Origin of the sequence: Streptomyces sp. UW30, from assembly GCF_008042075.1 — a bacterium.
In the GTDB taxonomy this organism is placed as follows: Bacteria; Actinomycetota; Actinomycetes; order Streptomycetales; family Streptomycetaceae; genus Streptomyces.
Genome location: NZ_RDBN01000029.1, coordinates 1 through 11,600, shown reverse-complemented (window position 1 = coordinate 11,600; position 11,600 = coordinate 1). Strand labels below are relative to the sequence as shown.

11 protein-coding genes and 1 pseudogene are annotated in these 11,600 nt (G+C 70.4%); 6 read left to right on the top strand and 6 right to left on the bottom strand.

All coding sequences use genetic code 11. The features are described from left to right. The first annotated feature begins 195 nt into the window (after positions 1-195). A complete protein-coding gene (locus tag EAO75_RS14910; RefSeq protein ID WP_147995556.1) occupies positions 196-636 on the top strand; it encodes an SPW repeat protein in 441 nt (146 codons plus the stop codon). Between the two features lie 85 nt (positions 637-721). Here the strand turns inward: EAO75_RS14910 and EAO75_RS14905 are convergent, their stop codons facing one another. Then, complete coding sequence (locus EAO75_RS14905) at positions 722-1,489, bottom strand: ArsR/SmtB family transcription factor (protein WP_147995557.1); 768 nt, start codon at positions 1,487-1,489, stop codon at positions 722-724. Between the two features lie 188 nt (positions 1,490-1,677). On the opposite strand from EAO75_RS14905, the gene EAO75_RS14900 reads away from it, so the two are divergent. Continuing rightward, the gene (locus EAO75_RS14900; RefSeq protein WP_147995555.1) at positions 1,678-2,280 is read left to right on the top strand and encodes a hypothetical protein; all 603 of its coding nucleotides are present in this window, start codon (positions 1,678-1,680) and stop codon (positions 2,278-2,280) included. A gap of 22 nt (positions 2,281-2,302) precedes the next feature. Here the strand turns inward: EAO75_RS14900 and EAO75_RS14895 are convergent. Both EAO75_RS14895 and EAO75_RS14890 read right to left on the bottom strand, forming a co-directional pair. Then, positions 2,303-2,866, bottom strand: a pseudogene (locus EAO75_RS14895) (phosphotransferase family protein); the annotation flags it as partial. Between the two features lie 109 nt (positions 2,867-2,975). Then, a complete protein-coding gene (locus EAO75_RS14890) occupies positions 2,976-4,142 on the bottom strand; it encodes an acyl-CoA dehydrogenase family protein (protein ID WP_147995553.1) in 1,167 nt (388 codons plus the stop codon). A 113-nt stretch (positions 4,143-4,255) separates the two neighbouring features. On the opposite strand from EAO75_RS14890, the gene EAO75_RS14885 reads away from it, so the two are divergent. The 4 genes from EAO75_RS14885 (at position 4,256) to EAO75_RS14870 (ending at position 7,364) form a co-directional block, all read left to right on the top strand. Continuing rightward, on the top strand, positions 4,256-5,209 hold the full coding sequence (locus EAO75_RS14885) for a LysR family transcriptional regulator (RefSeq protein ID WP_147995552.1): 954 nt from the start codon (positions 4,256-4,258) through the stop codon (positions 5,207-5,209). 75 nt (positions 5,210-5,284) lie between these two features. Beyond that, entirely contained in the window at positions 5,285-5,827 is a 543-nt protein-coding gene (locus EAO75_RS14880) for a phosphonopyruvate decarboxylase (RefSeq protein ID WP_147995551.1), read from the top strand. Continuing rightward, positions 5,827-6,423, top strand: a complete 597-nt coding sequence (locus EAO75_RS14875) for a thiamine pyrophosphate-dependent enzyme (RefSeq protein WP_147995550.1) — start codon at positions 5,827-5,829, stop codon at positions 6,421-6,423. Before EAO75_RS14880 ends, EAO75_RS14875 begins: the two co-directional genes overlap by 1 nt. 77 nt (positions 6,424-6,500) lie before the next feature. Then, on the top strand, positions 6,501-7,364 hold the full coding sequence (locus EAO75_RS14870; protein WP_147995549.1) for a hypothetical protein: 864 nt from the start codon (positions 6,501-6,503) through the stop codon (positions 7,362-7,364). A 62-nt stretch (positions 7,365-7,426) separates the two neighbouring features. On the opposite strand, the gene EAO75_RS14865 is transcribed toward EAO75_RS14870, so the two are convergent. From EAO75_RS14865 to EAO75_RS14855, 3 genes are all read right to left on the bottom strand, one after another. Continuing rightward, complete coding sequence (locus EAO75_RS14865) at positions 7,427-8,992, bottom strand: MFS transporter (RefSeq protein WP_261989298.1); 1,566 nt, start codon at positions 8,990-8,992, stop codon at positions 7,427-7,429. Between the two features lie 783 nt (positions 8,993-9,775). Beyond that, the gene (locus EAO75_RS14860; protein ID WP_147995547.1) at positions 9,776-10,627 is read right to left on the bottom strand and encodes a universal stress protein; all 852 of its coding nucleotides are present in this window, start codon (positions 10,625-10,627) and stop codon (positions 9,776-9,778) included. Between the two features lie 166 nt (positions 10,628-10,793). Then, positions 10,794-11,600: sensor histidine kinase (locus EAO75_RS14855; RefSeq protein ID WP_147995546.1), on the bottom strand; the 807-nt coding region annotated here is incomplete at its 5' end.

Below are 11,600 nucleotides of genomic sequence, written 5' to 3'. Positions count from 1 at the left end.
CCCCTCCGACAGGTCGACGATCGGGTCCGGGTAGCCGAGCGCGGCGCGCTCGTCGTCCGGCAGCCACCAGGGCTCGTGCACCGCYCGCCCCCACCTCTACACATAAGGAAAAAATAAGCGCAGAATGGATCGAGGCGGCGCTTACCGCACACCGCACCAGACGCGGTCAGGCCTGCGAGTCAAAGGAGACGAGTCATGACCAACGTCTCGCCCACCAGAGGTGACATAAGCAGTCACCCCGATGTATCCGAGATGCGGGAGCGCTACGCCCGCATGCTCGGCGGTCGTGATGTGACGCTCTTGGACGGGCCGGTGTTCCTGCTCGGTCTGTACTGCGCCGTATCCCCCTGGATACTCCACTACACGGCGAGCCAGCCCGCGCTGGTGACCCACAACCTGATCGTGGGGATCGCGATCGGCCTGCTGGCCCTCGGGTTCACCCGGGCTCCGGAACGCATGTACGGCCTCAGCTGGGCGTTCTGCGCGATCGGCGTCTGGATGATCATCGCGCCGTGGGTGGTCGGGGACAGCCCGGACGCCGGTGTCGTCGTGAACAACATCGTCATCGGCGCGCTGGCCGTACTCCTGGGCCTGATGTGCGCCGGTACGGCGGCGAGGAGCGCCCCTACGCCGTAGCGACACACGGGAGAGCAAGACACGAGGGCCGGTCCGCACCCGCGGACCGGCCCTCTCGCGTTCGCACGCACCGCGGCGGCGCGTGTCAGTGGGCGGGCACGAGCCACGGCTCCTGCGGCAGCACATGCCCGGTCTCCAGCAGCGACTTGAGGTTGGACAGCACCGCCGCCCAGCCGGAGGCCGCGTCGGCACGCTCGCTCTCGTCCGCCAGGTCCTCGTGGGTCACGGTCAGCCGGACGATCTCGGCGTGCTGCCGGATGTCGAAGGTGACCCTGGAGTGCTTGTCCTCCTGCCCCTCGTCGTCCGGCGCCACCCAGGTGGTGACCAGCCGGGTCGGGCGCTCGCTCTCCACGACGGTGCCGACGACGTCGGCGACGCCCGAACCGTCCGTGCGGACGTGTTCCCAGCGGGAACCGGGCCGCCAGTCGGAGACGTTGCTGTGGCCCCAGTAGGCGGCGGTCAGGTCGGCGTCGGTGAGGGCGTCCCAGACCTTCTCGGGCGTGCTCTCGATGTAGGTGACGTAGACGAATGTGGGCTTGTCGGTCATGGCTTCCTCGGCTCGTCGTTTCACGGCCCCGAGCACGCGCAGGCGCGGGCTCTCGAACTTGTCGATCCACCGCTCCTGGATCTCGTGGAGCGGGACCGGATTGAGGTAGTGCAGCTTCTCCCGCCCCCGCCACACCGTGCTGACCAGATGGGCGGCCTCCAGGACACCCAGGTGCTGGGTCACCGACTGACGCTTCATGTCGATGCGCGCGCACAGCTCACCCAGCGTCTGCCCGTTGTCCTCGTGCAGGCGGTCCAGGAGCCGTCTGCGCGTGTCGTCGGCCAGCGCCTTGAAGACCTTGTCCATCGCGGGGTCGCTCTCTGATCGCACACTCAACGTTATGCAGGTAATCGCCTGCATGTCAATCGAGGCGTTTTATCCGTTCTGAGCGGCATGCGTCGAATGACTGTTACACGACGTACGGGAAGCCTTGATGGACGGTCCGTAGCTTCGAGGAGGTCGGAACGAACCCCCACCGAAGGAACGACTCACTGATGCGTGCCCCTCGCACCCTGCGCACCGCCCTGATCGCCGCCGGTGTCACCACCGCGCTGGGCGTCTCGGCCGCCGGCGCCTTCGCCGCCCACACGCCCGCCACCGCGAACGTGCCGACCATGGCCCAGCACGCCAAGGCCAAGCGCGTCTACGTGAAGACGGTGAAGCTCGCGGACCAGGTCAGCCGTGCGAAGGTCTACAAGACCGGCGAGAACCGCTACGAGGCGGAGATCTGGGCCAAGGACGCGAAGTACGGGACGTTGTACACCCAGGGCATGCCCACGAACGCCCAGCACAACGGGCTGCACTTCACGCTCCGGCCGAACGGCCAGGTCTCCTCCTGGGTCGAGCGGGCCGAGCCGAAGCCGGAGCAGGCCGTCGAGCGCGTCCTGATCGGCACGTCGACGCTGGCGGACGGCTCGACGACGGCGAAGATCTTCCGGCTCACGGCCGATCACTACGAGGCCGACGTCTTCGCCGACGGCAAGCGGCTCGACACACTCGTCGCCGACGGCCGTGCCGCCTACGGCGAGAACAACGGGCTGCACGTCGCGCTCCACCCGGACGGAAAGCTGGCGTCATGGGTCGACGAAGCCCGATGAACCCGGGTCGACCTGCCCGGCGTCAGAGCAGCAACGCCCCCAGCTCACGCCGGTGTTCGGCCGTCCACGCATAGGCGTCGCGCACCTCGGCCGCGGCCCCGCGCTCCCGCAGCCCCACCATGGCCGGCTCACCGCGCGCCGCGCCCGCCTCGATGCCCCGCCGGCAGCGGTCCTGCCACCACAGGATCACGTCGACGATCTCCTCGCCGCCGGCGCACGGACCGTACGCCTCGCGGACGAGCGCGATCCGCCGGGCCGCCTCGCGCACGTCGGGGACGCCCGGGCCCAGATCCAGGTACTGCCAGCACACGTGCGCGAGGTCGTGCACGCGCTCGCCGGGTGCGGCGAGGTCCCAGTCGACGAAGGCCGTCGGCCACCAGTCGGCGCCCTCCACCGCGTAGACCGTGTTCTTCGGGGCGAGATCGTTGTGGCACACGACGTCCCGGTCGCCGGCCGACGGGGTTCCGTGCGTCATGTCATGGACGGCGCGGACGAGTTGGGCCACCCGCACGAGCGCCGCATCCGTGCACGCCGCAGCCCGCTCCCGGGGAGTGACGGCCGCCCGCCCCTCCAGGTAGCGCCGATGTACTGCACCATCTCCTCGACGGTTTTGAAGCCGAAGTGAAGGGGCCTGAGCGGGATGGGGTGGACGTGTGACGGGTGGCCCGGGTGCCTGACACGGCGGTGCGGCCGGCCTAGGCGTCGAGCCCTCCCCGCTTCACCAGCTGGCTCGCGATGACGTTGCGCTGGATCTCGTTGGTGCCCTCTCCGACGATCATCAGGGGCGCGWCCCGGAAGTAGCGCTCGACGTCGAACTCGGTCGAGTAGCCGTAGCCGCCGTGGATGCGGACGGCGTTGAGGGCGATCTGCATGGCCGTCTCGGAGGCGAAGAGCTTCGCCATCCCGGCCTCCATGTCCACCCGGCGTCCGGCGTCCGCCTCACGGGCCGCGTACAGGGTGAGTTGACGCGCGGCGGTGAGGGAAGTCGCCATGTCGGCCAGGTAGTTGCCGATGGACTGGTGCTGCCAGATCGGCTTGCCGAACGACTCGCGTTGCTGCGCGTAGGCGAGCGAGTCCTCCAGGGCGGCCCGGCCCACGCCGAGGGCGCGGGCGGCGACTTGGAGGCGGCCGGTCTCCAGACCCTTCATCATCTGGGCGAACCCTTGCCCCTCCACTCCCCCGAGCAGTGCGTCCGCCGGCGCACGGTGGTCCTCGAAGGACAGCTCGCAGCTCTCCACGCCCTTGTAGCCGAGCTTGGGCAGGTCGCGGGAGACCGTCAGACCCGGCCCGTGTTCGACCAGGAGGACGGACATGCCGCTGTGCGGCGGGCTGGCGTCCGGGTCGGTCTTGCACAGCAGGGCGATGAGCTGGGAGCGGCGGGAGTTGGTGATCCACGTCTTCGCGCCGTTCACCAGATAGCCGTCGGCTTCCTTACGCGCGACGGTACGCATCGCCTGGAGGTCGGAGCCGCCGCCCGGCTCGGTCAGCGCCAACGCCGCCCGGACCTCGCCGGTGGCCATCCGGGGCAGATGGCGCCGCCGCTGCTCCTCGGTACCGAAGTGCAGGAGCAGCTTGGTGACGACGGTGTGCCCGCCCATCGCACCGGCCAGGCTCATCCAGCCCCGGGCCAGCTCCTCGGTGACCAGCACATAGCAGGGCGTGGAGACGGGCGTGCCGCCGTACTCCTGCGGGACGGCGAGGCCGAAGACGCCGAGTTCCTTCATCCGCTCGATGAGGGCTTCGGGGTAGGTGTTGGCGTGCTCCAGCTCCTGGACGACGGGCCTGACGTCCTTGTCCACGAAGTCGCGCACCGTGTGGACGACGAACTGCTCGTCCTCGGACAGGATGTCGAGGGTGCTCATGCTTCTCCTTGGGGTGTACCCGCTGGATCTTCATCATGGTCGCTCATGACATCATGCGTGAAATAACAAACGCTGATGCCAGCATGCCCGGTGCGGATGGCGGTGGAACAGGCATGGACGTCAGACAACTCAAGGCGCTCGTCACGGTGGCCGAGGTCGGCAGCGTCACCCGGGCCGCGGAGTTGCTGCATCTGGTGCAGCCGGCCGTGACCCGGCAGATCCGCACCCTGGAGCAGGAACTCGGCGTCCCGCTCTTCGAACGCACCCGGCAGGGCATGCGGCCCACCGAGGCCGGGACGATCATGGCGGACCGCGCGAGGCGCGCCCTGAACGAGCTGGAGCGGGCCCGCGCCGAGGTGCAGCCCACGCCGGGGACGGTCACCGGCATCGTCACCGTCGGTCTGCTGGAGAGCAAGGTCGACCTGCTGGCCGCGCCCCTCGTCTCGGCCGTCGCGCAGAACCACCCCGGCATCGAACTGCGACTGATGACCGCCTACTCCGGGCATCTCCAGCAGTGGCTCGACGACGGCGACCTGGATCTGACCCTGCTGTACAACCTGGACAGCACGCCGTCGCTGAACGCCCGTCCGCTGGTACGGGAGCAGTTGTGGGCGGTCGCTCCGGGCTCGGCAGGCCTGCGGGCCGATCGTCCGGTCCCCTTCGTCGAGGCGGCGGCTCATCCGCTCGTCATGCCGGCGCCGGGCCATGCCCTGCGCGCACTGATCGACGCCGCCGCTGCGCGGGCCGGGGCCGCCATGGACATCGTCGTGCAGACCAACTCCATGCGGGTGCAGAAGCAGCTCGTCCTGGCCGGGCACGGCTGGACGATCCTGCCGGGCATCGGCATCGCCGAGGACGTCGCGAACGGGACACTGAGCGCCGCGCCGCTGTGCGAGCCCGACGTGTGGCGCTCGATCGTGCTCGCCACACCACGCTCCGGCCGGACGCCGCCCGCCGTGGAGGTGGTCGCGCGCGAACTCGTACGGCAGATCAACACGGCGGTGAGTGAGGGCAGATGGCCTTCTGCACAGCCACAGCCCCAGTCCCAGTCCCAGCCGGACGCGTAGCCATACGGGCGGGGCATACCGGGATCACTCATTTCTATTTCTCAACGCCATCCATCAGTGCCCATGATGAGCGGCATGACCGTCACACCCCCAGCACCCGCACCACCCACCTGGCAGCAGGACATCCTCGTCGCCCTCAAGAAGCGCGACGTCCGGCAGATCGCCTACGTGCCCGACGCCGGGCACTCCTACGTGATCCGTGAGGCCCAGCTGGACCCCGACATCCACGACGTCGTCCTGACCACCGAGGAAGAGGGCGTGGGCGTCGTCAGCGGGGCCTGGCTCGGCGGGCAGCGGGCGGTGCTGCTGATGCAGAGCAGCGGGGTCGGCAACTGCGTCAACATGTTCTCGCTGCTGGAGGCGTGCCGGTTCCCGTTCCTGACACTGGTGACCATGCGGGGCGAGTACGCCGAGTTCAACCCGTGGCAGGGGCACATGGGCCGCACGACACGGCAGGCGCTGGAACTGATGGGCATCAACGTCCTGCGCGCCGACAGCCCCGACGAGGTCGGGGAGACCGTCGAGGCCGCCCTGGACTCGGCGTTCGGGGCAGGCGAACGGGTCGCCGTGCTCCTCGGGCAGAAGCTGATCGGCCGAAAGAAGTGGGAGCGCGACTGATGCCCACCACCGCTGACGTACGACTGGACCGGCGCCGCTTCGTCGCCGACCTGATCGGCCGCCTGCCCGAGGACACCCTGATCGTGTCCGGGCTCGGTTCGCCCAGTTACGACGTGTTCGCCGCCGGCGACCGGCCGGCGAACTTCTACCTGTGGGGCGCGATGGGCGCCGCGGCCCCGATCGCCCTGGGTCTCGCCCTCGCCCGGCCGGAGCACCCCGTCGTGGCCGTCACCGGCGACGGCGAACATCTCATGGGCATCGGTACGTTGGCCACGGTCGGCGCCCAACTCCCGCCCAACCTCACGCTCGTTGTGCTCGACAACGCCCACTTCGGCGAGACCGGGATGCAGCCCAGCCACACCGGCCTCGGCACCGATCTGGTCGCCGTCGCCCGGGGCTTCGGCATCCGTGACACCGTCCGGATCACCGACCCGGCCCGGACCGAGGACCTCGCGGCCCGGATCAAGGCTCGCGCGGGCACGACGTACGCCCAAGTCCTCATCGCCACCGACGAGCCACCGCGCGCCTTGCCGCCCCGGGACGGCGTCGCGAACAAGAACGCCTTCCGCGCCGCACTCGGCCTGAGCACGTTCTGACGTACGGCGGGCCGCCCGTCACGCCGACGGGCACTCCCCCGGCCCGACCACTCCCCCACTCAGGAGGAAGCCAGCGCATGCCCGCCCCCCTCGCCTCCTACGTGGAGTCCTGGAATCCGCAGCCGGTCGCCGACGAGGACGCCCTGCCGCCCGGTCCGGTGGCCGCCCTGTCGGCGCTGCTGGACCTGCCCTCCGCGGCCGCGGAGTCCGGTGATCCGCTGCCGCCGCTGTGGCAGTGGCTGTACTTCCTGCACTGGCCATCCCAGCGCGCCCTCGGCCCCGACGGACATCTGCGCGACGCCCGCTTCCTGCCGCCGATCCCCGAACGGCGACGGATGTTCGCCGGCGGCCGCTGCGAGATCACCGCGCCCCTGCGGCTGGGCGAGCCCGCCGAGCGGGTCAGCGCTCTGGCCGCGGTCACGCCCAAGCAGGGGCGCAGCGGGGAGCTGCTGTTCGTCACCGAGCGGCAGGAGTTCCGTCAGCGCGGACGTGTCTGTCTGGTCGAGGAGCAGGACATCGTGTACCGCTCGGGCGACGGCGCCGCCGCGCGGCACCCTGCCACGCTCGACGACACGGTCGCCGCGCGGCCAGAGGGCCCGTGGCAGCTGCGCCTACGGCCGGACGAGACCTTCCTCTTCCGATTCAGCGCGCTGACCGCGAACGCCCATCGCATCCACTACGACACCCCGTATGTGCGCGAGGTGGAGAGCTATCCCGGGCTCGTCGTCCACGGCCCGCTGCTGGCCCTGCTCATGCTGGAACTGGTCCGCAGGAACGCGCCGGAGCGACCGATCCGTTCCCTCACCTACCGGCTGCACCACCCGGCATTCCTCGGCGAGCGCCTCCTCGCGGACGGCGTGCCCGCCGACGGCCACGCCCGGCTCCGGATCGCCACCCACCGCGAGGCCCGGCACGCCACCGCCGAGGTGTCCTTCGCCTGAGCGGCCCGGGCCGCGAGAGCGGGCGCGTGGTGCGCCCGCTCTGCTCGGCCGACGGGGTCGGGTCAGCCCTCTGAAGCAGTCCGGGCTTCCTCCTCGGGGTTGGCTTCCTGGGCCGCGTCCGGCTTGGGCGGTGCCGTGAACAGGCCGCACAGGACGGTCGCAGCGACGAGGACGGCGGCCGAGACCAGGAAGGTGGTGTGCATCGCGTTGGTGAAACTCGTCGAGAAGGCTTCGTCGCCCAGGCGCTGGAAGAGGGCGGTCTCACTGCCGCTGAGGCCCGAAGGTGGGCTGGGCGGGCTGAAGTTCTCGGCGCTGTCGGCAGCGGCCAGGAACCTGTCGCGCAGCTCGGAGGGCAGCCGAGTGGCCTGCTCCTGGGCCGCGTTCGGGAGACCGGCGTTGATCCGGGCGGACAAGAGCGCGCCGATTACGGCGGTGCCGAGGACGCCGCCCATCTGGCGGGTCGTGTTGGAGACGCCGGAGGCGGCGCCGGCCAACTGAGGGTTCACGCCGTCCATGGTGGCCTGTTGCAGCGGCGCGAACGTGGCGCCACTGGCGATGCCGATGATGATCAGGCCGGGAAGCAGGCTCCAGGCGTTGCTGTCGGCGTCGGTGGACCCGACCAGGACCAGCAGGCCGACCGTGAGCAGCGCGAGCCCGGCCATGAGGACGTACTTGCCGCCGAACTTGTCGGACAGCCGGCCGGCGTAGGTGGAACCGACCGCGGTCAGGATGGCGTTGGGCAGCATGACCGCGGCGGTTTCCAGCGCGCTGTAACCGCGAGCCGTCTGGAGATACAGCACGAGGACGAAGGCGATGGCGATCATCCCGAGCTGGAAGATGAATCCGACGCCGTTGCCGACGGAGAAGTTACGGGCGTTGAACAGCGCAAGCGGCATCAGGGAGTCGGTCTTGCGGCGGTGCTGCCACAGGACGAACAGCACCAGCAGCACGACGCCGGCGATGATGACCGAGCTGATGCTGATCGGCCCGCTGATGGTTCCCCAGTCGTAGCGCTCGCCCTCGATGAGGCCGAAGACGATGCCGGTGAGGCCGGCGGTGGCCAGGGCGACACCGGTCAGGTCGAGGCTGCTGCTGCGGCCGGGCCGCATGACGGGGACGTATCGCACGGCCAGCAGGGCGGTGACGATGCCGATCGGCACGTTGATGAAGAAGATCCAGCGCCAGCTGAGGTGGGCGAGGAGGAAACCGCCGACGACCGGGCCGACGATGGGGGCGAAGCCGACGATCGCGCCGAAGAGCCCGAACGCTCGGCCGCGCAGCCGGGGCGGGAAGATCGTCAGGATCGACGAGATCACCTGGGGGAACAGCAGCGCCCCGCCCAGCCCTTGGAGCACACGCGCGGCAAGCAGCCGGTCGGGGGTGTCGGCGAGCCCGCACAGGGCCGAGGCCACGGTGAAGAGGGTGGTGCCGATCAGGAACAGCCGCCGGTACCCGTAGATGTCGCCGAGACGCCCGGTGGTGATCAGCAGCACGGAGAAGACCAGCATGTATCCGTCGATGATCCACAACACCTGGTCGTACGAGGCGTCCAGGCCGTTGATCAACGTCGGGATGGCGATGTTGACGATGCTTCCGTCCAGCAGCGCCATGAAAAAGCCGATGCACATAATGGCCAGGACCAGCCATGGCCGTTGCGTGACTGGGGCTTCGGCCGTTTTGACTTCCGTCACTCCGATGACCTCCATGAACTCGGAGCACCGGCCATGGCTTCGAGGACGTGGCTCAGCACCGGACGTCCGCACTCGACGAGCATGAGCGGAGCGCTGATTTCACGCGTCGCGGAGCTCGAGGACCGTGGCCGAAGGGCACTCTGCGGGCGGAGGCACGTCGGGAAAAACGGCACCGAAGAACCGGCGCCGGACAATGCACCACTGCCCCGACGAAAGAACGGCCCCGTTGGCCGAACTGCCACCACCAACACGGAGAAACCCTTTTGTGTGGTGTGACTCCCACCTTCTCCACGGTCATCGGGACCCGAAGAAGCTGGTTGGCGAGGCATGAGCCCAACGGTGAGAAGCCGAATCGGACCCTAACAAGGGCAGCGAGGCCCTCGCAACGAGGCCGATCTCGCCGCGGGCGCGGTCAGTCCGGCAGTACCGGCAGCCCCAATTGCCGGAAGCAGCCCAGGTCGGCGCGCCATTCGCGGTGATGCCAGATACGGCCGTCCATGACCTGAGCGGCTCCCGGCGCCGGTCTCCGAGGAGCCGCGCGGTTCGCTGATCGCCGGACTGAGCGGCGACGACGGCTCGTTGGTGATCGAGACTCCGGTGCGCTTCGTGACGGCTCGCGTCGGCTCCGGACGGGGCGCGCTGCAAGTCCCCCCCAGAGCTCGACGGGGAGGGCCGGCGGCCACGCCCGGACGTGCCGCACACCCGACGTGCCAGGGACGTTCACGCCATCTGCGGCACGACCGCCACGGGGCAGTGCGCGTGGTGCAGCAGAGTGTGACCGACGCGGCCGAGTTGCAGGCCGAAGTGGCCGTGCCGGTGGCGTGCTCCGACGACGAGGAGGTCGGCGGTGGCCGAGCGGTCCACGAGGATCCGAGGGGCCGGGCCCTCGACGGTGGTACGGCGTACCCGGACGCCGGGGTGTTCGGCCACGGCCTCGCCCAGCAGTTCGTCGAGCCGGGCCGCCGCTCGTTCCTCGTGCTCGTGTGCGGGGTTCTCGGCGAGCGTGGTCCGGCGCCAGGCGCGTACGGCGTCCAGGGCGCAGCCGCGTTCCTCGGCCTCGCGGAGGGCGAAGCGCACGGCCTGCGCGCCGGTGGCCGGGTCCCCGGCGCCGAACAGGATCTGCTCGTGCAGGCCGACCAGTCCTGTCTCGTCGCCCCGGACCACTATCACCGGGCAGTGCGCGCGGGCGGCGACGCCGAGGCTCACCGACCCGAGGAGCAGTCCCTTCAGCTCGCCGCGGCCGCGCTCGCCCGTCACCAGGGCGAAGGCGTTGTTGCCTTCGCGCAGTAGGGCGTCGACCGGGTCCGCGGGGACGATACCGGTCGTCACCTGCACATCCGGCCGTCGCAGTGCGGCGCGTTCGGCGGCCGAGGCGACGATGTGCTCGGCCGGCACGCGCTCGGAGGGGCGTTCACGTCCGGTCGACGGTACGGCGCCCTCGTAGCGCTCCCACAGGGAGGCGTACACCAGGCGCAGCGGCCGATCACCGCGGGCGGCTTCGTCTGCTGCCCAGTCGACGGCCAGGAGGCTCGCGTCCGATCCGTCGACGCCCACGACCAGGGGGAGTGTCATCGTCCTCACCACCTTTTGCCGGGCTGCCCTGTCGGACAGCCGGGGCTCTGATCTCACCGTCGCACCCGGCGAGGGCGGCAACGAGAGGCACATGGGCCACAGCGGAGGACGTTCGGCCCATCCGGCCGGTCCCGACCGGGGCACGCCACGGCCCCCGGTCGTAGGCCTACTCGGCCGGTACCGGCACCCACCACACCAACGTGGTGCCTCCGCCCTCCGGACTGCTCAGTTCCAGTTCGCCGCCCAAGTGGCGTGCCCGCTCGGCCATGTTGCGCAGCCCGCTGCGGCGGCCGCCGTCCGGGATGCCGACGCCGTTGTCGCCGACGGTGAGGCGGACCTGGTGGGAGCCGGCGGTCAGGGCAACGTCGGCGCGGTCGGCGTGGGCGTGGCGGGCGATGTTGGTGAGGGCTTCGGAGAGCACGGCGACGACGTGGTCGGCGATCTCGCGCGGCACCTGCGTGTCCACCAGGCCCTCCATCCGCACGCTGGGCGCGAACCCCAGCACCGGCGCCGCCTCGCCGGCGAGCCGCACCACACGCGCCCGCAGTCCCGCGCCCGCGACGCCCTCGCGTGAGCGCYGGCCGAAGATCGTCGACCTGATGATCTTGATGGTCTCGTCGAGGTCGTCGACGGCACGCACCACGCGCTCGGAGGCCTCCGGGTGCTCGATGAAGCGGCCCGCGCTCTGGAGGGTCATTCCGGTGGCGAACAGCCGCTGGATCGCAAGGTCGTGCAGGTCGCGGGCGATGCGGTCGCGGTCCTTGAGCACGGCGACCTCGGCCGCGTCCTGCCGGCGTTCCGCGAGTTCCATGGCGACGGCGGCCTGCGCGGCGAAGCCCTGGAGCGGTTCGATCTCCTTGCCGGTGAACACGGTCTGCCCCGCTCCGCGGACGAGCAGGACGACGCCTCGTACGCCGTCCTCCCCTGTTCCGACGGGGACGGCGACGGCGGGGCCGAGGCCGGTGAGGCTCGG

Bases quoted from the DNA above. Each gene is read 5' to 3' on its own strand.
- EAO75_RS14875 (WP_147995550.1), top strand. From the start codon at position 5,827: ATGCCCACCACCGCTGACGTACGACTGGACCGGCGCCGCTTCGTCGCC.
- EAO75_RS14865 (WP_261989298.1), bottom strand. From the start codon at position 8,992: ATGTGCATCGGCTTTTTCATGGCGCTGCTGGACGGAAGCATCGTCAAC.
- EAO75_RS14880 (WP_147995551.1), top strand. From the start codon at position 5,285: ATGACCGTCACACCCCCAGCACCCGCACCACCCACCTGGCAGCAGGAC.
- EAO75_RS14870 (WP_147995549.1), top strand. From the start codon at position 6,501: ATGCCCGCCCCCCTCGCCTCCTACGTGGAGTCCTGGAATCCGCAGCCG.
- EAO75_RS14860 (WP_147995547.1), bottom strand. From the start codon at position 10,627: ATGACACTCCCCCTGGTCGTGGGCGTCGACGGATCGGACGCGAGCCTC.
- EAO75_RS14900 (WP_147995555.1), top strand. From the start codon at position 1,678: ATGCGTGCCCCTCGCACCCTGCGCACCGCCCTGATCGCCGCCGGTGTC.
- EAO75_RS14905 (WP_147995557.1), bottom strand. From the start codon at position 1,489: ATGGACAAGGTCTTCAAGGCGCTGGCCGACGACACGCGCAGACGGCTC.
- EAO75_RS14910 (WP_147995556.1), top strand. From the start codon at position 196: ATGACCAACGTCTCGCCCACCAGAGGTGACATAAGCAGTCACCCCGAT.
- EAO75_RS14885 (WP_147995552.1), top strand. From the start codon at position 4,256: ATGGACGTCAGACAACTCAAGGCGCTCGTCACGGTGGCCGAGGTCGGC.